Origin of the sequence: Variovorax defluvii (genome assembly GCF_039541515.1) — a bacterium.
Classification (GTDB): Bacteria; Pseudomonadota; Gammaproteobacteria; order Burkholderiales; family Burkholderiaceae_C; genus Variovorax; species Variovorax defluvii.
The window spans coordinates 25,036-43,421 of sequence record NZ_BAABGJ010000075.1 but is presented as its reverse complement, the minus strand read 5'-3'; the positions used below and the strand labels follow the sequence as shown (position 1 = coordinate 43,421).

At 69.8% G+C, this 18,386-nt stretch carries 19 protein-coding genes; all 19 read right to left on the bottom strand.

The features are described from left to right. Positions 1-89 precede the first annotated feature (89 nt). Entirely contained in the window at positions 90-1,193 is a 1,104-nt protein-coding gene (locus ABEA07_RS20360; protein WP_345540106.1) for a porin, read from the bottom strand. A 30-nt stretch (positions 1,194-1,223) separates the two neighbouring features. Beyond that, positions 1,224-2,195 (bottom strand): PDR/VanB family oxidoreductase, encoded by a 972-nt coding sequence (locus ABEA07_RS20355; protein WP_345540104.1) that lies wholly within the window; start codon positions 2,193-2,195, stop codon positions 1,224-1,226. Positions 2,196-2,299: 104 nt separating this feature from the next. Then, positions 2,300-3,328, bottom strand: coding sequence for a Rieske 2Fe-2S domain-containing protein (locus ABEA07_RS20350; protein ID WP_345540102.1), 1,029 nt, complete (start codon positions 3,326-3,328; stop codon positions 2,300-2,302). Between the two features lie 12 nt (positions 3,329-3,340). Beyond that, the gene (locus ABEA07_RS20345) at positions 3,341-3,562 is read right to left on the bottom strand and encodes a recombinase-like helix-turn-helix domain-containing protein (protein WP_345540100.1); all 222 of its coding nucleotides are present in this window, start codon (positions 3,560-3,562) and stop codon (positions 3,341-3,343) included. Positions 3,563-3,610: 48 nt separating this feature from the next. Then, entirely contained in the window at positions 3,611-4,606 is a 996-nt protein-coding gene (locus ABEA07_RS20340) for a Bug family tripartite tricarboxylate transporter substrate binding protein (RefSeq protein ID WP_345540099.1), read from the bottom strand. Positions 4,607-4,608: 2 nt separating this feature from the next. Continuing rightward, positions 4,609-5,580: a VOC family protein gene (locus ABEA07_RS20335; RefSeq protein ID WP_345540097.1), complete on the bottom strand. Its 972-nt coding sequence runs from the start codon at positions 5,578-5,580 to the stop codon at positions 4,609-4,611. Between the two features lie 10 nt (positions 5,581-5,590). Continuing rightward, positions 5,591-7,069: an aldehyde dehydrogenase gene (locus ABEA07_RS20330; RefSeq protein WP_345540096.1), complete on the bottom strand. Its 1,479-nt coding sequence runs from the start codon at positions 7,067-7,069 to the stop codon at positions 5,591-5,593. Positions 7,070-7,080: 11 nt separating this feature from the next. Continuing rightward, positions 7,081-7,881 carry an aspartate dehydrogenase gene (locus ABEA07_RS20325; RefSeq protein WP_345540094.1) on the bottom strand — a complete coding sequence of 267 codons (801 nt, stop codon included), beginning with the start codon at positions 7,879-7,881 and terminating at the stop codon, positions 7,081-7,083. Positions 7,882-7,890: 9 nt separating this feature from the next. Next, positions 7,891-9,573 (bottom strand): thiamine pyrophosphate-binding protein, encoded by a 1,683-nt coding sequence (locus tag ABEA07_RS20320; RefSeq protein WP_345540093.1) that lies wholly within the window; start codon positions 9,571-9,573, stop codon positions 7,891-7,893. 73 nt (positions 9,574-9,646) lie between these two features. Beyond that, entirely contained in the window at positions 9,647-10,480 is an 834-nt protein-coding gene (locus ABEA07_RS20315) for an SDR family oxidoreductase (protein ID WP_345540091.1), read from the bottom strand. Between the two features lie 10 nt (positions 10,481-10,490). After that, complete coding sequence (locus ABEA07_RS20310; RefSeq protein ID WP_345540090.1) at positions 10,491-11,324, bottom strand: IclR family transcriptional regulator; 834 nt, start codon at positions 11,322-11,324, stop codon at positions 10,491-10,493. Between the two features lie 30 nt (positions 11,325-11,354). After that, a complete protein-coding gene (locus tag ABEA07_RS20305) occupies positions 11,355-12,224 on the bottom strand; it encodes an alpha/beta fold hydrolase (RefSeq protein WP_345540088.1) in 870 nt (289 codons plus the stop codon). A 61-nt stretch (positions 12,225-12,285) separates the two neighbouring features. After that, the gene (locus ABEA07_RS20300) at positions 12,286-12,840 is read right to left on the bottom strand and encodes a cupin domain-containing protein (RefSeq protein WP_345540087.1); all 555 of its coding nucleotides are present in this window, start codon (positions 12,838-12,840) and stop codon (positions 12,286-12,288) included. 18 nt (positions 12,841-12,858) lie between these two features. After that, the gene (locus tag ABEA07_RS20295; protein ID WP_345540085.1) at positions 12,859-13,674 is read right to left on the bottom strand and encodes an SDR family oxidoreductase; all 816 of its coding nucleotides are present in this window, start codon (positions 13,672-13,674) and stop codon (positions 12,859-12,861) included. 8 nt (positions 13,675-13,682) lie between these two features. Then, positions 13,683-14,660: a Bug family tripartite tricarboxylate transporter substrate binding protein gene (locus ABEA07_RS20290; RefSeq protein WP_345540135.1), complete on the bottom strand. Its 978-nt coding sequence runs from the start codon at positions 14,658-14,660 to the stop codon at positions 13,683-13,685. A 240-nt stretch (positions 14,661-14,900) separates the two neighbouring features. Further along, positions 14,901-15,125 (bottom strand): hypothetical protein, encoded by a 225-nt coding sequence (locus tag ABEA07_RS20285; protein ID WP_345540084.1) that lies wholly within the window; start codon positions 15,123-15,125, stop codon positions 14,901-14,903. Positions 15,126-15,171: 46 nt separating this feature from the next. Beyond that, positions 15,172-16,443, bottom strand: coding sequence for a D-amino acid dehydrogenase (locus ABEA07_RS20280; protein ID WP_345540082.1), 1,272 nt, complete (start codon positions 16,441-16,443; stop codon positions 15,172-15,174). An 8-nt stretch (positions 16,444-16,451) separates the two neighbouring features. Further along, the gene (locus ABEA07_RS20275; RefSeq protein ID WP_345540081.1) at positions 16,452-17,471 is read right to left on the bottom strand and encodes a 2-dehydropantoate 2-reductase; all 1,020 of its coding nucleotides are present in this window, start codon (positions 17,469-17,471) and stop codon (positions 16,452-16,454) included. Between the two features lie 155 nt (positions 17,472-17,626). Next, entirely contained in the window at positions 17,627-18,376 is a 750-nt protein-coding gene (locus ABEA07_RS20270) for an ABC transporter substrate-binding protein (RefSeq protein ID WP_345540080.1), read from the bottom strand. Positions 18,377-18,386: the final 10 nt, after the last annotated feature.

Sequence of the window (18,386 nt, the reverse complement as noted above, 5' to 3'; positions counted from 1 at the left end):
CTTCGCAACCTCCTCCGTACCAAGCATCCCGTTCCGCCCAAGCGGTGCGGCACGGGTTCACGGTCGCGGAAGCACCGACACCGATCCCTTCAGAAGTTGTGCCGCATCCCGAACTCGGTCCCGCGCGCCGCGCGGTTCGGCGCGGTGATCGTGCCGGCGAGCGACTGGGTCGCGCCGTTGCGGTTGCGCAGGTAGGCGAGCGTGCCGTAGAGCGCGGTGCGCTTGGACAGGTTGTAGACGTAGCCCAGCGCCAGCTTGTCGCTGGTCGGGTTGGGCACGCTGCCCACCGGGTCGCGCTTGTAGCGCGCGTAGGAGGCCTTGATCTCGCCCGCGCCGACCGGCAGGTTGATGCCCACCAGCGCGCCGCGGCCGTCCACCGGGCCGAGCGACTCGGTGTAGTACTCGCCCATCAGCCTCATGCCCCACAGCGACTCGAAGGTGTAGGACGCCCCCAGGTTCGACACGCGCAGGTCGCCGGTGGCGTAGCGGGTCTTGCCGGTGGCGATGGTGATGTTGAAAGGCCCGCTCAACCAGCCCACGCGCAGGCCGGCATAGTTGCCATCGTGGCGGTTCGAGATCAGCGTGCCCGGCAGCAGCGAGCGGTTGTCGTTCTCGCCCATCGCCACCATCACCTGCCCGTAGAAGCCGCCCAGGTTCGGCGGCAGGAAGTAGCCGACGCTGTTCGACGCGCGCGTGCCGGTGGCCGACAGCAGTCCGCCGAGTCCCGCGAAGTAAAGATGGTTGGCGCCGATGCCGCCGCCGGTGCCGAAGGGGTCGTACAGCGCCGTGTTCCAGAAGGTGGGCGTGTAGTCGCGGCCCAGGCGCAGCTCGCCGAAGGGGCCGGAGAAGCTCACCGTGGAACGGCGGTTGAAGGTGATCAGCCCCGAGCCGACCGTGCCGCTGGCCTGGTTGTTGAGGTTCGTAGCGAAGCCCGTGCCGTTGTCGCTCTGCAGCCCGGCCTCCAGCCAGAAGCCCGCCGCCAGGCCGCCGCCCAGGTCTTCCGTGCCGCGGAAGCCGAGCCGGCTGAAGCTGTTGCCGCTGTTGGTGAGCTGCCATTTGTGGGTGGAGCCGTAGCCCGAGCCGCTGGCGTAGGTGACGGCGGTGTCGATCACGCCGAACACCTGTACGGAGGTTTGCGCGCAGGCGGCGCCCACGGCCGCGCATGCGGCCGCGGCCACAAGAGTTGTCTTCATTGATTGGGTCGAAACGAGGGTTGAGGGAACTTAGATGTCCAGCACCAGGGGACCGCGCCTGCATTGCGAGACGCAGATCATCATGGTCTTGTTGGCGGCCTGTTCCGCCTTGGTGAGGATGCCGTCGCGGTGAATGATCTCGCCGGCCGAGATGATCTTCGTCTCGCAGGCCCCGCACACGCCTTCCTTGCAGCTGTGGTCGGGGTTGAGCCCGGCGTCGATCAGGCTGTCGAGGATGGACTTGCCGGGCGGCACCTCCACGCTCTTGCCGCTCTTCGCGCACTCGACCACGTAGGTCTCGGTGGCGCTGGGCGCTTCCACGTGCGCGGCGGCGAAGCGCTCGATGTGCGCATGCGCGTAGCCCAACTGCTCGCAGGTCTTCTCGAAGGCATCGAGCATCGGGCCCGGGCCGCAGCAATAGAAGTGGCTGTCGGCGCCTTTGCCGGCCAGCAGCGCGGCCAGGTCGGCCGGGCCGCCCTGCTCCGCATCGAAGTGCCAGTGCAGCGCGACGCCGTAGTCTCTCGCGAGCGCCTCGATGGCGTCGCAGAAGGCGGCCTCCTTGCGGTTGCGGGCGCAGTAGATCATCTCCACCGGCTTGCCGAGGGCCACCAGGCGCTGCAGCATGCACCAGATCGGCGTGACGCCGATGCCGCCAGCCACCAGCACCGAGCGCCCGGCGCCCTCCTCCAGCCTGAAGTTGTTGCGCGGCGCCGAGATCGGCAGCGTCATGCCCACGCGCAGCTGCTGGTGCACGTAGCGCGAGCCGCCGCGGCTCTTGCGGTCGTTCGCCACGCCCACCACGTAGCGCTGGCGATCGCTGCTCGGGTTGCACAGCGAGTAGCTGCGCACCAGGCCGTTGGGCAGGTGCAGGTCGATGTGCGAGCCGGCCTCGAAGGGGGGGAAATCCACCTCGGGCGATGCCGGCCGGAACTCGACGCTGACGATGCCGTCGGCCTCGTAGCGCATGGTGTGCACCAGTGCGTTCAGCGTGGGGGAAGACATGGCAAGAACCTCTCGATTACCTTGACGGATCAACTTTGCCGGGCCGCTGGTGTTGCTCCCGGTGAGGGGATTGGCGGACCACACGAAGTGGGGGAGCCTGGGGGTTAGCCAAGCTGCGCTTGAGCGAGATTGCGCATGTGGCGGCGCAGGCGCACGATGCCCAGGTCGTGCTGGTACAGGTTCTCGTGCTGGTTGGCATCGGGCTCCATGTCTTCCAGCATCACGCGGTCCTGCTCCAGCACGTGCCAGTGGCGCGCCTCCAGGCGGTTCTTGTAGAGGAAGCGCCAGGTGTCCCGCTCCCAGCCCGCGGCCAGCTTGCGCACGCGCCAGAAGAAGGTGGCGGTCATGCCGTTGGGCATGGGGCAGAACGCACCGATGATGATGAAGTTGCCGCCGGGCCCGCCGGTCTTCGGGTAGGGGATCTCCAGGCGCATCCAGTGGATGCCGGTGTCGGCCCACTCGGTCCAGTCGAAGTTGACGTTGCGCTGCCCTTCCTTCTCGAACACGAAGCCGTGGTCGGTCTGGCGGATGCCGAACTTGGCCTGCGATTCGCCCTCGGCCATCGAGTGCGACTGCTTGTGCAGGAAAGTCCCGTGCATCGGGTCCATCACGTTGTCCAGCACGTAGCGGTAGTCGCCCTTCCACTCGGTGTAGCAGAGGAAGTTCGAGTACTGCGCGTCGTCGGTCAGCTCCTCGGGCAGCACCAGCGGCGGCGGCGTCTCGACCGACTCGCGCCCGTTGTAGAGGAAGACCGCGCCGGCGCGCTCCTCCACGTGGAAGAAGCGGGTGGCCTGCGAGCCTTCGAGCTTGCAGCCCGGGCTGCCGGGCACGCGGGTGACGACGCCGTCGCAGCGGACCTCGACGCCGTGGTAGGGGCAGGACAGCCGGTCGCCCAGGATCACGCCCTGGGACAGCGGCGCGCCGCGGTGCGGGCAGCGGTCTTCCAGCGCGTGCAGCTTGCCGGTGCCGTCGCGCCACAGCGCGATCTTGCGGCCGAGGCGGCGCACGGAGACGGGGTTCTCCTGGATGAAGCCCGAGGGGCAGATCGGATACCAGAGATCCTTCAGGCCGATCTCGAGCAACTGGTCGACGGGGTCCTGCGCGACGGGTTGGATGGCAATGGTGGTGCTCATGTGCTTGTCTCCTCAGGCGGCCAGCTTGGCCATTTCCTGGCGATAGTTGTCTTCGGTCCAGGCCTGGCCGGCGGGGGTGGCCAGACCGCTTTCGTTGAGCCGTTCGACGAGCGTGGCGAGGTCCTGCGCGCCCTCGGCGAAGGCGCGCTCGATGGCGTCGCCCAGCAGGTCTTCGTAGGTGGTGGCGGGGCGCTGGCGCGCCTGGTGCGGTTGCAGGTAGCGGTCTTGTTGCATCGTGGGCCTCCGGTGGAAGAAAAATTGGGTTTCAGGCGGCGTCGCGCCTCATTCGGCGACGATGTTGCGGGCCTTGATGATCCGGGCCCACATCGCGGTCTCGTCACGCATGTGGGCGGCGAACTCGGCGGGCTTCATCGTCGCCTCGGTCATGCCCTGGGCCTGGAGGCGCTCTCGCACCTCGGGCTGGGCCAGCATCTGGGCGGCGTCCCTGGCGAGCTGCTCGGCCACGGCCGGCGGCGTGCCGGCGGGCGCGAGCAGTCCGTACCAGGAGGTCACGGTCACGCCCTGGACGCCCTGCTCCGCCAGCGTCGGAATCTCCGGCGCGGCTGGGCTGCGCCTGGCTTCGGTGACGCCCAGCGCCACCAGCTTGCCGTTGCGGATGAAGGGCAAGGTCGCGGGCAGGTTGCTGAACATCAGCGGCACCACGCCGCCCAACACGTCGTTGAGGGCCGGCGACGTGCCCTTGTAGGGCACGTGCAGCAGGTCGATGGCGGCCTGCTGCTTGAACAGCTCGCCCGCCAGGTGCAGGCCGCTGCCCACGCCCGGCGAGGCATAGGACAGTTGGCCCGGCCGGGCCTTGGCCTGCGCCACGAGCTCCTTCGCGCTCCTGATGCCGGCAGTAGGAGAAGCCACCAGCACATTGGGCGCTTTCGCCAGCATGGTGACGGGCACGAAGTCCTTCTCGATGTTGAAGGGGAAGTTCGGCATCAGCGTCGGGTTGATGGTCAGGTTGCCGGCCGGCACCACCAGCAGCGTGTGGCCGTCGCCCTTCGCGCGCTTGACCTTGTCGATGCCGATGTTGCCGGCCGCGCCGGGCATGTTCTCGACCACGGCGGGCTGGCCATAGCGCTTCGCCAGGCCATCGGACAGCACGCGGGCCAGGGTGTCGACCGGGCCGCCCGGCGGGAAGGGCGAGACGATGGTGAAGCGGTCGCCGGCGAGCTGCTTCTCGACCCCGCTCTGCGCATGGGCCGGAGCGGTCGTTGCCAGGGCCATCAAGGCGGCACCGGCGAGCACGATGAGATGAATGCGTCGTTGCATGGCTATTTTTTCTCGGTCAGGAACTTGCCTTGCGGGCCATCCGCGTTCTTCTGCCGGCGCGTGTTGCCGTCCAGGCCGCCATCGACCGCCCATTCGGCGAACACCGTCGGGCCCGGCTCGAACTCGCGCGGCTGCCACTCGGCGGTGAGCTGGTCCTCGTCGGCGTAGTACTCGATCAGGCCACCGGCCGGGTTCCTGAAGTACCAGAAGTAGGCCGAAGACACCGGATGCCGGCCCGGGCCGAGCTGGGTCTCCCAGCCGCAGCGCGAAAAGTGCAGCCCGCCGCCGAACACCTCGTGGATGTCGCGCACGGTGAAGGCCACGTGGTTGAGCCCGCGCTTGCCCGAGGGCAGCTGCAGCAGGAACAGGTCGTGGTGTCCGCCTTCCGGCGCGCAGCGCATGAAGGCGCCGCGGTTGGGGTAGCTGTCCGAGGCGACGAAGCCGAAGCGCTCGGCGTAGAAGGCGCTGGTCGCCTGCACGTCCGCGACGAAGAAGACCACGTGGCCCACTTCGATCGGCGTGGCGCGCTCGTAGACCGGCGCGGGCTGGTTGATGCGCGGCTTCGCGTTCCAGGTGTTCATCGCGCCGCAGTCGACCTGCACCGGACGCTTGCGGCTGACCTGCAGGCGCACGGCCAGGCCGTTCGGGTCGGTGCAGCCGATGCGGCGCGCGCCCTCCACTTCACCGTCGACGAAGTCCTTGTCCTTCGCGATGGCGGCGGCATAGCGCGCGAGGTCGGCCTCGCTCTCGACGCCCCACACCACTTCCAGCAGCGTCGGTCCCTCCTCCATCGCGGCGGGCAGGCCAGCCTTGCCCAGGGCGGCCACGACCACGCGGCAGCCGTTCAGGCACTCGAAGACGAGCTGGTCGGCCGTCTCGGACTTCAGCGCCAGACCCCAGTCCGCGAAGAAGCGGCGGCAGGTGGCGAGGTCGTCCGCGCCGTAGGTGATCTGGTCGATGCCCAGAACGCTCATTGCATGCTCCTTATTGGTTCGCCCACGGAAGGGGCTGTTCGTTGGTGCCCCAGTACATGCTCTTCTGCTCCATGTACTGGAAGATGCCCTCGCGGCCTTTCTCCCGGCCCAGGCCGCTGTCGCGCCAGCCGCCGAAGGGCGTGGAGACGGAGAACTGCTTGTAGGTGTTGATCCACACGGTGCCGGCCTGCACCGCGCGGCCGAGGCGCCAGGCGCGCTTGAAGTCGCGGCTCCACACGCCGGCGGCCAGCGCATAGACGCTGTCGTTGGCCTGCTCGATCAGCTGCTCTTCGCTGTCGAAGGGCATGGCCACCAGCACCGGCCCGAAGATCTCCTCCTGGCTGATGCGTGCGTTGTTGCTCAGCCCTTCCAGGATGGTCGGCGTGTAGAAATAGCCACGCTCCAGCCCGTCGCCGTGCGGGCGCACGCCGCCGGTGCGGATGTGGCCGCCCTCGGACACGCCCAGCTCCACGTAGCGTTCGATGCTCTCGCGGTGCCTGGCGGTGATCAGCGGGCCCATCTGCGTGCGCTCCGAGGCCGGGTCGCCCACGCGCAGCGCCTTGGCGGCCTCGGCCACGCGGGTGACGAACTCGTCGTAGATGCTGCGCGCGACGAACAGGCGCGAACCGGCGATGCACGATTCGCCCGAGGAACTGAAGATGCCGTAGAGCACGCCGTTGACCGCGTGGTCCAGGTCCGCGTCCTCCAGGACCATGGTGGGCGACTTGCCGCCCAGTTCGAGCGACACCGGCATCATCTTGTCGGCCGCGATGTGGGCGATGTGCTTGCCGGTCGTGGTGCCGCCGGTGAAGGACACGCGCTTGACCATCGGGTGCCGGGCGATGGCATCGCCGATCAGCGAGCCCTTGCCCGGCAGCACGCTCACGATGCCCTTGGGCACGCCGGCCTTCTCGCAGAGGCGGGCCAGTTCCAGCGCCATCAGCGGCGTGACTTCGGCCGGCTTGACGATCACCGCGTTGCCGGCGGCCAGCGCCGGCGCGAGCTTCTGCGCCTCGCTGGCGATGGGCGAGTTCCACGGCGTGATCGCCGCGACCACGCCCATGGGCTCGTGCACGCTCATGGTGACGTAGGGGCCGCGCGAAGGCGTGATCGTCTCTTCCAGAGTCTCCAGCGCGGCCGCGAAGAACTGGAAGGTGCCGGCCGCGCTGGCCACCAGCGCGCGCGTTTCGTTGATGGGCTTGCCGTTGTCCAGGCGCTGCTTCTGGGCCAGCGTTTCGGCCTCTTCGCGGATGAGCTGCGCCACGCGGTGCAGCACGGCGGCACGCTCGTGCGGCAGCTTCTGCGCCCAGCCGCTGGTGCGGAAGGCCTTGTCGGCACGCACGATGGCCTCGTCGACGTCGGCGATGCTCGCAGCCTTCAGGCGCGCGATCGGCTCGCCGGTGGCGGGGTACAGGCTCTCGTAGGCATCGCCGCCGCCCAGGCGCCATTCGCCGCCGATGGGGAGGGGGAGGAGTTCGGTGGAGATCATGATGGGAGGTCTCAGATGGCGAGGGCCGCGGCCCGGTTGCGCAGCGCGCGTACCGCGCTGTAGACGGTGAGTGCGGAGGTCTTCGGATTGGCCGCCAGCGGCTTGTTGCGCATGCTCAGCTCGAAGCGGCCGAAGGCGCCCTCGGCCTCGACCGTGTGCACGTTCTCGTCGATCGCCGGGTCGGCGATCAGGCGCACCTGCGTGCGATCCAGGCCGAGCCCGGCCAGCGACACGGTGGCGGCGACGTTGGCGTTCTTCGGGTAAAGCGCGGCAGCCTCGCGCGCGCTGCCTTCGAAGATGACGACTTCGCCGCGCAACGCGTCCAGGTCGTGGCCCTTGTCGGCGGGCGTGCCCTTCCAGGCCTGGGGCGGCTTGCGGCCGGTATAGCGCACGCTGTCGAGGCCGCCGATGCGGGCCGCGGCCAGCGCATCGATGGCGCCGATGGCACCGGCGATCAGCTGCACCTGCGTCCCGCCGGTGATGGCGGCGATCTCCAGCTTCTCGGCCAGTCCCTGCGCCGACAGCGCGCCCACGGAGGCGACCACGCAGGGCGTGCCGCGGCGCAGCGCGGGCAGCACGTGTTCCTCGATCGCCGCGTGGCCGGCGGTTTCGACGACCAGGTCGATGCCGCTGGCCGGCACGGCCGACGCCACCTGCACGCCGGGTGCGAGCTTCTGCAAAAGGACCTGGGCCGCGGCCAGGCCTTCGTCCGGGACGACGACCGCCACCACGGCGAGCGATGCATCGCCCTTCAGCAGCTCGATCACCGAACTGCCGATGGCGCCGCAACCGATGAGCGCAACGCGCAACATGTCGGCTCCTTACTTGTTCAGCGCAGGGATCTGCGTGACGGTGTTGGTCGGCGGGCCGGCGAAGGTGCTCTTGAAGCCGCCGATGGAAAGCATGTCGATCTCCAGCAGGAAGGGCCCGTGCGCGGCCAGCGCTTCGTCGAGCTGGCCCTTCAGGTCTTCCAGGCGGGAGACCCGCGCATGCGGCAGCGCGATCGACTTGCACAGCAGCGCGTAGTCGGGCGTGTGCAGGTCGGCGTAGCAGCGGCGGCCGCCGTACTGCGCGTCCTGGATGTTCTTGATGACGCCGTAGCTCTTGTCGTTCATCAGCACGATCACCATGGGCGCCTCTTCCTGCACCATGCAGGCCAGTTCGCCCAGGTTCAGGATGAAGCCGCCGTCGCCGGCCAGGCAGAAGGTCTTGCGCCCCGAGCCCGTGACGGCCGCGCCGATGGCCGCCCCGATGGCCATGGGCATGCCCTGGCCGATGCCGCCGCCGGTGGCATGCACACCCGCGCTGGGTTCGAAGATGCGCAGCTCGCGGTTGCCCCAGGTGCTGTTGGAGACGGTGACGTCGCGCACCCAGTTGAAGCTGCGGCCCGCCACGGCCTGGATCTGGCGCACCAGCTCGGCGTAGGGTCCGAGGCCGTCGCGCAGCGTCGCGACCGCCTGGTCGTGGGCGGCGCGCAGGTCGGTGAGCAGGGCCGGGTCGGCCTTGTACTTCGCCGCCTCGAGGCGATCGGCCAGGCCTTCGAGGGCCAGGGCTGCATCGCCGCAGACGAAGGCATCGGTCGCATAGCAGCGGCCTTCGGCGGCTGCGTCGGCGTCGATGCGATAGAGCGGGCGCGGCAGCTTCAGCTCGTACTTGAGCGTCTCGTTGCCGCGCAGGCGCGAGCCCACCACCAGCATGGCGTCGCAGGTCTGGTAGAAGGCCTCGACCGGCTTCTGGATGTTGTAGGCGCCGAGCGAGCCCGGATCGTCCTCGGGCACCGTGCCGCGGCCCTGCGTGGTCGTGACCACGCCGAAGCCCAGCTTCTGCAGGCGCTGGATCGCCGCGCGGGCGTGACGGGCGCCGCCGCCGATCCACAGCATCGGGCGCTTCGCCGCCGCGAGTTGCGCGGCCAGCGCGTCCAGCCCGGCCTTCGAGGGCACCGCAGGCTCGATGGGCAGTGGCGAGAGCTCGGCCGGCATGGCCATCAGTGCCGACTGGATGTCGATCGGGATCTCCACGCTGACCGGGCCGGTGGGCGCGGTGAGAGCGGCCTGCACGGCACGCTTGAGGGTGCCCAGCAGGTTGCCCGTGCTGCGCACGCGGAAGGCGGCCTTGGAGACGGCCTTGAGCATCGTGAGCTGGTCGGGCGCTTCGTGGATGTACGACATGCCCTTGTCGATGTAGGGCGTCTCGATCTGGCCGGTGATGTGCAGCACGGGGGCACCGGCAGTCAGCGCCTCCACCATGCTGCCCGCGATGTTGCCGGCGGCCGGGCCGGTGCTGGTGATGCACACGCCCAGGCTGGCGGTGGAGCGGGCATAGGCGTCCGCCATGTTGCCGGCGCCGGCCTCGCCGCGCGCCGAGACGAAGCGAACCGCACCGCGCTGCGCGAAGGCATCCAGGATCGGCATGTTGTGGATCGAGATCACGCCGAAGGCGGCCTTGACGCCGCACTGCTCAAGGAAGGCCGCGACGACGGCGCCACCGGTGACTTGGGATTGCATTCAGTTCTCCACAAACTTTGATTCAGGTTGGCACGCGCAAGGACTAGCGCAGCCGAGGCGGGGAAGGGTGGGCCTATGCATGGCGTGAAAGGCCTCCGGAGATGTCGATGTGGCTGCCGGTCGTATAGGAGGCGAACGGCGAAGCGAGGAAAAGAATGGCGCGCGCGGCTTCACCGGGAAGTCCCAGGCGACCCAGCGGAATGTGTTTGTTCTTCGCGAGCTGGCCGCTCCAGGCAGCCCAGTCCTGCGATCTGTCTTCGCGCGCCTCGAAGCGGCGGCGCCATTGGCCCGACTCGACCAGGCCGATCAGGATCCCGTTGACGCGCACGCCCTGCGGCGCGAACTCGGTCGCCATCGAGCGCACCAGGTTCAGCAGGCCCGCGCGCGCGGCCGAGGTGGCGACCATGTGGGGCTCGGGCTGGCGCGCCAGCAGCGAGTTGGCGCAGACGATGGCGGCATCGCCCAGCAGCGCGCGCTGCGCCGCCAGCTGCGGCAGGAAGGCGCGGGTGGGATGGATGACGGAGAAGAACTTGAGGTGCAGCTCCTCCGTCCAGGCGCTGTCCTCGGTGTCGGCGAAGGTGGAGACGCGGCCCTGGCCGGCGTTGTTGATCAGCATGGCAGCCGGGCCCAGCGCGGCCTCGCTGGCGGCGGCGAAGGCCTGCACCGAGGCCGGGTCCAGCACGTCGCAGGTCCGGGCGAAGAGACGGGCTTGCGGCCGCGCCTCGCGCAGGCCGGCGACCGCGCGGTCCAGCCGCTCGGCATTGCGGCCGCACAGCGCCACCGCGGCGCCGCAGTCCAGCAGCGCCTCGACCGTGGCGAGGCCGATGCCGGAGCTGCCGCCGGTGACCACGGCCACGCGGCCGGCCAGCGCGTCGGCGGCGAAGAGGGAGGAAGAGTTCGCTGTCATGTCCACGTCCTCAGGCGCTGCGCAGCGGCACGACCTTGGCGCTGCCGGCGGGCGAGTAGTTCAGCAGGCCGGAGATTTCGTCGGCCGTTTCGCGCACGCGGCGGACCATCTCGTCCATGCGGTTCTCGTCGATGTGGCCGGAGGTGATGGTCACGCCCAGCGCCGCCACGATGTGGGCGCTGTGGTCGCGCACCGGCGCGGCGATGGTGGAGATGTTCGACTCGAAGAAGCCCTCGCCCAGCACGTAACCGCGCCGGCGGTCGGCCTGGACCATGTCGAAGAGTTCGTTGACGGTCCTGGGGGTGGAGGGCGAAAAGGTCTCGAGCCGCTCTTCCGGATAGAGCGCACGCAGCTGCGGCAGGCTCAGGTCTTCCAGCAGGATGCGGCCCAGCACCGTCGCATGCGCCGGCAGGCGCGTGCCCACCGTCACCGAGCTGGCGAAGGGCGTGGGCGGCGCCACCTTGGCCACGTAGACGATGGAGCGGCCGTCGCGCACCACCAGGTTGCAGGGCGTGCGCAGTTCCTCGCACAAACGGTTGAGCAGCGGCGTACCGAGCTGGGTCAGCTCCAGCGAAGCCAGGTACTCGAAGCCCAGGCGCAGCACGGCCAGGCCCAGGCGGTAGTCGCGGCCGCCCTCGGCACGCTCGAGGAAGCCCATGTTCTCCAGCGTGGTGAGCAGGCGGAACACGGTGGAGCGCGGCAGCCCGAAGCGGCGCGCCAGCTCGGGCGCGGACAGCGTGCGGCTCTCGCGGCTGAACTCGCACAGCATGCGCAGGCCGCGTTCCAGGGCCGGCACGTTGTAGCGGTCGGCGCCCTCTTCCATCGAATCCTTGTCGGTGGTCATGGTGTCTTTCTTGTCGTCGTCGATGCGGGATCAGGCCGCCAGGGTTTCGCGCAGCAGCGCGGCCACGGCAGCGGGTTGCTCCACGTAGCTGGCGTGGCCGGCATGGGGCAGCAGTTCGAGCGGCACGCCGCAATGCTTCGCCACCTCGGCGCAGGTTTCGGGCGTGGTCACCACGTCCAGCGCGCCGCAGGCCACGCGCACCGGCATCGCGGACGGCAGGTCGGCCAGCAGGTCGCCGCCGCACAGCAGCGCCACGGCCTGGCGGTAGCCGCGCTCGTTCAGGCGCGCCATGTTCCAGCGCACCCATTGGCGCGCCGTCTCGCTGGCATGCTCGGAGACCAGGCGGCTGGACCGCTTCGCGGCCATGCCGGCGATGCCGAGCTGCGCCAGCGTGTCCAGGCGCTCGGCGCGCACGCGCGCCTGCGCCTCGGCGCGGCCCGGTGCGCCGTAGCCGGCGGCCGGGCTGATCAGCAGCAGCTTCGCGATGCGCGCCGCCAGCGGCGACCCGCGACGCGCCGCGGCAGCCGCCATCAGCGCGCCGAGCGAATGGCCGACCAGCACGCAGCGGTCGATGTCCAGCGCCTCGAGCAAGGCACCGAGGCGCTGCGCATAGTCGGCGGCCTTCGGCGCGTCGGCCGCGAGCGGCGTCGAGCTGCCGTAGCCCGGTGCGTCCCACGCGATCAGGCGGGCCTCGCCGGCCAGCAGTTGCGCGGTGTCCACCCACGAGGCCGAGCCCGAGCCGATGCCGTGCAGGCAGACCAGCACCGGCCCGGTGCCGCATTCGCGCACCGAGACGCTGGCACCACCGGCCACCGTCACGCTGCGCGCCGGGAAGCGCGCATCGAGGCGCGCCAGCTCGGCGGCGGGCACGGGCTCGTGAATGTCGACGGCGTTCGTCATGGGTCGGTCGCTTTCGGGGAACAGCGGGGAACCGGCTGCACGAAGTGAGCTGAGGAGAGGATTACCTCTTGATCCTGGCGAGCGGATGGTCCGCGGGGTAGGTCGGCGTGACGGGCTTCTTCGCCCCCAGCATCACGCACATCAGCGCGTCCTCGTCGCCGATGTTGATCTCCTCGCGGTACACGCCCGGCGGCACCGAGATCAGGTCGCGGTCGGTCAGAACGGTCTCGTAGCGCTCGCCCTCGGCGGTGGTCAGCACCACCTTGAGCTTGCCGCGCATCACGAAGAACACCTCCTCCACGTCGACGTGCAGGTGCGGCGGACCTTCGTGGCCGGCCGGGATCACCATGGTCGAGAAGGTGAAGTGCTCCGACGGCACGGTGTTGACGTCGGCGGCCACGCCGGTGCCGCCGGTGCCCAGGTAGCGCATCTGCGCGCGGCGGAACTTGGGGTCGTGGTCGGCCTGGAACTTCAGCGCGTCCCAGTCGTACTTGCGGGTCGAATAGCGCGCGATGCGGCTGTTCATCCAGGCTTCCAGGCTCGCGCCGGCGGGGCGGCGCAGGGTCTCGCCGACCTGGCTGTCGTCGAATTTCTTCTGTTCGGACAAATCGCTCATCGAATCACTCCTTGGGTCTCAGTTCATGACGAAGCCGCCATTGACGGCAAGCAACTGGCCGGTCACGAAGCGCGACAGGCCGGACAGGGCAAACAGCACCGCGCCGCAGACGTCCACCGCCTGCTGCTCGCGCGGGATGGCGCGGCCTTCGAGGTATTTCTGGTGGCGCGCCATGGGCACGTACTCTGTGGCCTCCACCAGCGTGAGGCCGGGCGCGACCGCGTTGACGGTGATGCCGTGCTCGCCCCACTCGCGCGAGAGGGAGCGCGTCATCGAGATCACCGCGCCTTTGCTGGAGGCGTAGGCCAGCAGCTTGGGCGCGCCCCACAGGGCGGTGTCGGAAGCCAGGTTGACGATCGCGCCGCGGCCGCTGGCGGCCAGGGCCGGCTGGCAGGCCCGGCTCATGAGCCAGGTGCCGCGCACGTTGACGTCCATCACGCGGTCCCAGGTCTCGATGTCCAGCTCGTGGGCATCGCGGCCGCCGGAGTTGGTGATGGCAGCGTTGTTGACCAGGCCGTCGAGCCGGCCCAGCAGGCGGGTCGCCTCGGCGGCGCAAGTGTCGATGGAAGCCGGGTCGCACAGGTCCAGTGCCAGCGCATGGGCATCGAAGCCGCCGTCGCGCAGGGCCATCGCCTCCTGCTCGGCCAGGTCCGCCAGGATGTCGGCCAGCACCACCGACGCGCCCGCAGCGGCGATGCACTTGGCGAAGGCGAGGCCCAGGCCGCGCGCCGCACCCGTCACCAGCACGCGGCGGCCGGCCAGCAGGTCGTTGGGCAGCTCTGCGAGCAGGGCCTGCAGGCTGTCGTGGTCGGGGATGCCCTTGGGTTCGGTCATGGCGTGCCTCAATCAGCCTGAATGCCGAGGTCCTTGATGATCTTGCCGAAGCGCTCGAAGTCGGCGGCGTTGGTCTTGGCCAGCACCCCGGGGGCGCCGCCCAGCGGCAGGGCACCGAGCACGGCCATCTTCGACACCACGTCGGGCATCTTGAGGATTTCGTTGAAGTGGCCGTTGAGCGTCTTCACGATCTCGGGCGGCATGTTCTTCGGCCCGAAGAGACCGTGCCAGGCCGTCACTTCGACGTTCTTGATGCCCAGCTCGGCGAAGGTGGGCACGTTGGGCGCGAGGGGCGAACGCACACGGTCCGCCACTGCCAGCGGGACCATTTTGCCGCCGGCCAGGTGCGGCGCGATGGGACCGTAGGTGATGTAAGTCAGCGGCACGTGGCCGCCCAGCACGTCGTTGACCGCCGGCGCCACGCCCTTGTAGGGCACGTGGCCGAGGCTCAGGCCTGCAGCCTTGTTCACCATTTCGCCGAGGATGTGCATCGGCGAGCCGCTGCCGGGGCTGGCATAGGACAGCGTCTTGTCCTTGGCGCCCTGCACGTCCTTGAAGGTCTTGAAGCCCGAGGCCGTGCCGGCGACGAGAAACAGCGGCAGCGTGCCGGCCTGCACGATCGGCGTGAAGCCGTTCAGCACGTCGTAGCCACTGGCGCCGCCGGTCTTGAGCACCAGCTGCGCGATCGAGAAGGTGCTGGGCGCCAGCAGCAGCGTGTAGCCGTCGGCCGGTGCCTTCGCCACGAAGCTGCTGCCGATCACGCCGCTGGCGCCGGGGCGGTTGTCCACCACCACCGGCTGGCCGATGCGGGTGGCGAGCTTTTCGGCGAACAGGCGGGCGAGCGCGTCGGTGTCGCCGCCTGCGGGGTAGGCCACCACGATCGTGATCGGCTTGGCGGGATAGCCTTGGGCCCAGACAGGGGCGGCAGCGCCGGCGGCGGCGAGGGAGAGGGCCAGCGCGAGCGCCTGGCGACGGGTGGGCTTCATCATCATGCTTTCGATAGCGGCAACTTCAGGGGCGACTTGGGGGGCTTTGTGTGTTCCACCAATGAAACAATGATTTATTAATGGAACACACAGGCGAAGCATAGTCCTGAAGCAGTCGATTTGTCTAGGGGTCAACCCGGGGGTGGGCACGTGACCTTGGGATCCGTCGATGGCGATCGACAGGTGCGCGACCTGACATGCGCAAGCAGCCCGAAGCGGCGAAGCAGCTGATCCGCTGTTTCAGGTCGTGCAGTCGGCGCCGGGGGATCGTGGACGGATGCTGATCGTCACGAGCGGCAAGAAGACCGCGTTGCGCGAGCGGGGCAGCTGGCGCAATTGAAGACGGGCGCGCCGCGTCGCAAGTTCAAGATGCGCGCCTGCCGGGTCGACGCCAGGGTTGAGGCGCTCTAGCGCAAAGGCGGTGTCGTGGATCACGTGGGCCGTGGTGAGTTCGGCTCGGCGCATGTGATTGATCCTTTTGATCTCGTTTTACCGCCCTCAATCAATGAGATCAGAAACTCCGCGCCCGACGTCGATACCGTTCCAGTCCCAGTCCCTCCACATCGATCCCGGGCCGCCGCCCGCCGATGAGATCAGCGATCACCCGCCCCGTCCCTGCCGCCATGGTCCACCCCAGCGTGCCATGCCCGGTGGCCAGCAGCAGGCGGGGAATGGGCGTGGCGCCGAGGATCGGCGTGCCGTCGGGCGTCATTGGCCGCAGGCCGGTCCAGAACTCCGCGCCCTCGACGCTGCCGCCCTCGGGGAACAGGTCGGTCACCACGTGCTCCAGCGTGTCGCGGCGGCGGTCGTTCAGGCGCAGGTCGTAGCCCGACAGTTGCGCGGTGCCGCCGACGCGGATGCGGTCGCCGAGGCGGGTCACGGCGACCTTGAAGGTCTCGTCCATCACGGTCGACTCCGGCGCCTTGGCCGCATCGGCGATGGGCACGGTGATCGAGAAGCCCTTGACTGGATACACCGGCAGCCGGATGCCCAGCGGCTTGAGCAGCTGCGGCGAGTAGCTGCCCAGCGCGAGCACGTAACGCTCGGCGTGGAAGGGCCCCGCATCGGTGTGGACCGCGGTCACGCCCTGGCCGTCGCGCGCGATGTCGGTGATGGTCGCACCGAAGCGGAAGCGCACGCCCGCCGCCTCGGCGAGCCGGGCCAGGGCCTGGGTGAACTTGAAGCAGTCGCCGGTCTCGTCGCCCGGCAGGCGCAGCCCGCCGACGAACTTGTGGCGCACCGCGGCCAGGGCCGGTTCGTAGCGAACGCAGCCCTCGCGGTCGAGCAGTTGGTACGGCACGCCGTAGGCCTTCAACACCTCGATGTCCTTGCCGGTGCCGTCGAGCTGCTTCTGCGTGCGGAAGAGCTGCAGCGTGCCGAGCGCGCGTTCGTCGTAGCGGATACCGGTGTCGGCGCGCAGCTGCTGAAGGCAGTCGCGGCTGTACTCGGCCAGTCGGACCATGCGGCTCTTGTTGATCTCGTAGCGCACCTGCGTGCAGTTGCGCAGCATCGCGAGGCCCCAGCGCCACATGGCGGGGTCGAGCATGGGGCGGATCACCAGCGGGCTGTGGCGCATCAGCAGCCACTTGACGGCCTTCAGCGGCACGCCGGGCCCAGCCCAGGGCGCCGAGTAGCCGGGCGAGACCTCGCCGGCGTTGGCATAGCTGGTTTCCATCGCGGGGGCGTTCTGGCGGTCCAGCACCGTCACCTCGTGGCCGTCCCGGGCGAGCTCGTACGCCACCGTGGTACCGATCACGCCGCTGCCCAGGACCAGGACCCGCATGGCGCCGCCTACTGGATGCCCAGCGCCGACATGAGTGCCTGCGCCGACATGTGCTCGGGCTTGCGCGGCCAGGCCTCCACCAGCTCCACCATCCTGGCATTGAGCGGCGCCCGGGCCCCGTTGCCGCGCGCCAGGCGGACCACCTCGCCGCAGAGCGCATCGATCTCGGTGCGCCGGCCGAGCGCCAGATCGTCGGCCATGCTGGAACGCGCCTGGGCATCGATGCGCAGCATGCGGGCAGCGACCCAGCGGAACAAGGGCGTGGGCAGGCGCAGGATCGACGGCATCCGGCGCGGCGGCACCGCCGCCAGCTGCGCAGGCCGGATGCGGGCCCATTCCAGCGCCTCCAGCGCCTCGTCCATCAGCGCGGCCAGGCAGCGCCGGTAGCCGCGGTCGAGCAGTTCCTCGCGCAGCGGCAAACCCGAGAGTGCATTGACCGGATTGTTGAGGTTCAGCAGCAGCTTGCCCCACTGCACGGGCAGCAGGTCTGGATGCAGATCGAGGCCCAGGCCGGCCTGATCGAAGACGGCGACCCAGGTGCGCAGAGCCGGGTCCTGCCGGGCCGCCAGCCGGCCGCGGGTGCCGCGGTGGAAGTGGCCGGGGCCGAGTTCCGCGACGTTGAAGGGGACCATGCCCGGCAGCACGTTCAGCGTCGGTGCGGCCCGGGCGGCATGGTGCGCATTCGAGATGCCGTTCTGCAGCGAGAGCACCGGCGTGCGCGGCGGCAAGGCCGCGTCCAGCTCGGCCGCCGCCTCGACCGTGGCGCCGCTCTTCACCGTCAGCAGCACGAGCGCAGGGTGCAGGCCCTCGGGGACGTGGTCGAAGAGTTGCAGCGCCGTGGGCCGCAGCCGGCGGTCGCCACCGTCCAGGTCCGTCAGCACCAGGCCGTGCCGGGCCAGCGCGTCCAGCACGCGCGGACGTCCGACGAAGGCCACCCGCACGCCTTCGGATGCGAGGCTGCCGCCGACATAGCAGCCGACGGAGCCGGCGCCCATGACCAGGACGTCGACCGGTGTCGCCTCAGGCACGGCAGGCGCCTCCTCGTGCCCTCGAGCGGCAGGCTCCAAGTTTGTTGCTCTTCATTGTCCGGATCGATCCCTCGTGTCCGAACCACTATGACATGGACGGAAGCCGTCGGGCTAGAGGCGTGCGCCGACAGCGCGGGAAGGCGCGGACCGGCGTTTCAGGCGCCGCGCGCCGGTGCCACGGCGGCGCCCTGGATGCCGTGCCGCTTCAGCGCCTGCCCCACGAAGCCGCTGGCCTTCATCGTCTCGACGAAATCGGCCAGCGCCGCCTGCGCCGCCTCGCCCCGGCTCGCCGGCGTGCCCATGGCCTGCTGGATCACCATGAAGCGGCCCGGCAGCAGCCGCAGCCCGCCCAGGCGCGCGGCATCGGCTTCGAGCTGCTGCTTCACGCCGGCCGCGACCTCGGCGTTCTCGGCCAGGAAGGCGTCGACGACGGCCGGCGAGCTGGGCGCGCGCAGGATGGTGGCCGCCTTGAGTTCGCGCGTGAGGTAGAGGTCGTAGGCGCTGCCCTTGCCCACCATCACGCTGCGGCCCGGCTGGTCGACCTCGGCGTTGTCCTTCAGCGGCGAGTCATCGCGCACCAGGTAGGCGCCTTCGATCAGCACATAGGGCGCGGTGAAGCGGATGCCCTCCCCGCGCAGCGGGTCGATGGCGAAGAAGCCGATGTCGGCCTGCTCGGCCTTGACCGCGTCGACCGACTTGCCGGCGGTGTCGAAGACGACGAGTTCGCACGCGACGCCCAGGCGTTCGGCGAAGGCGCGTGCGAGGTCGATGGACACGCCCACCGGCTGGCCGGCCGCATCCTTGTTGGCGAGGATCGGGTTGCCGAGGTTGATGGAGGCGCGCAGCCGCCCGGTGGGCGCGAAGGCGGACACGATGTCGCGGGGGATGGGGTGGCTCTGGGTCATGGCGAAGGCC

Excerpts from the sequence above, each read along its gene's own strand:
- ABEA07_RS20360 (WP_345540106.1), bottom strand. The coding sequence starts at position 1,193 with ATGAAGACAACTCTTGTGGCCGCGGCCGCATGCGCGGCCGTGGGCGCC.
- ABEA07_RS20355 (WP_345540104.1), bottom strand. The coding sequence starts at position 2,195 with ATGTCTTCCCCCACGCTGAACGCACTGGTGCACACCATGCGCTACGAG.
- ABEA07_RS20350 (WP_345540102.1), bottom strand. The coding sequence starts at position 3,328 with ATGAGCACCACCATTGCCATCCAACCCGTCGCGCAGGACCCCGTCGAC.
- ABEA07_RS20345 (WP_345540100.1), bottom strand. The coding sequence starts at position 3,562 with ATGCAACAAGACCGCTACCTGCAACCGCACCAGGCGCGCCAGCGCCCC.
- ABEA07_RS20340 (WP_345540099.1), bottom strand. The coding sequence starts at position 4,606 with ATGCAACGACGCATTCATCTCATCGTGCTCGCCGGTGCCGCCTTGATG.
- ABEA07_RS20335 (WP_345540097.1), bottom strand. The coding sequence starts at position 5,580 with ATGAGCGTTCTGGGCATCGACCAGATCACCTACGGCGCGGACGACCTC.
- ABEA07_RS20330 (WP_345540096.1), bottom strand. The coding sequence starts at position 7,069 with ATGATCTCCACCGAACTCCTCCCCCTCCCCATCGGCGGCGAATGGCGC.
- ABEA07_RS20325 (WP_345540094.1), bottom strand. The coding sequence starts at position 7,881 with ATGTTGCGCGTTGCGCTCATCGGTTGCGGCGCCATCGGCAGTTCGGTG.
- ABEA07_RS20320 (WP_345540093.1), bottom strand. The coding sequence starts at position 9,573 with ATGCAATCCCAAGTCACCGGTGGCGCCGTCGTCGCGGCCTTCCTTGAG.
- ABEA07_RS20315 (WP_345540091.1), bottom strand. The coding sequence starts at position 10,480 with ATGACAGCGAACTCTTCCTCCCTCTTCGCCGCCGACGCGCTGGCCGGC.
- ABEA07_RS20310 (WP_345540090.1), bottom strand. The coding sequence starts at position 11,324 with ATGACCACCGACAAGGATTCGATGGAAGAGGGCGCCGACCGCTACAAC.
- ABEA07_RS20305 (WP_345540088.1), bottom strand. The coding sequence starts at position 12,224 with ATGACGAACGCCGTCGACATTCACGAGCCCGTGCCCGCCGCCGAGCTG.
- ABEA07_RS20300 (WP_345540087.1), bottom strand. The coding sequence starts at position 12,840 with ATGAGCGATTTGTCCGAACAGAAGAAATTCGACGACAGCCAGGTCGGC.
- ABEA07_RS20295 (WP_345540085.1), bottom strand. The coding sequence starts at position 13,674 with ATGACCGAACCCAAGGGCATCCCCGACCACGACAGCCTGCAGGCCCTG.
- ABEA07_RS20290 (WP_345540135.1), bottom strand. The coding sequence starts at position 14,660 with ATGAAGCCCACCCGTCGCCAGGCGCTCGCGCTGGCCCTCTCCCTCGCC.
- ABEA07_RS20285 (WP_345540084.1), bottom strand. The coding sequence starts at position 15,125 with ATGCGCCGAGCCGAACTCACCACGGCCCACGTGATCCACGACACCGCC.
- ABEA07_RS20280 (WP_345540082.1), bottom strand. The coding sequence starts at position 16,443 with ATGCGGGTCCTGGTCCTGGGCAGCGGCGTGATCGGTACCACGGTGGCG.
- ABEA07_RS20270 (WP_345540080.1), bottom strand. The coding sequence starts at position 18,376 with ATGACCCAGAGCCACCCCATCCCCCGCGACATCGTGTCCGCCTTCGCG.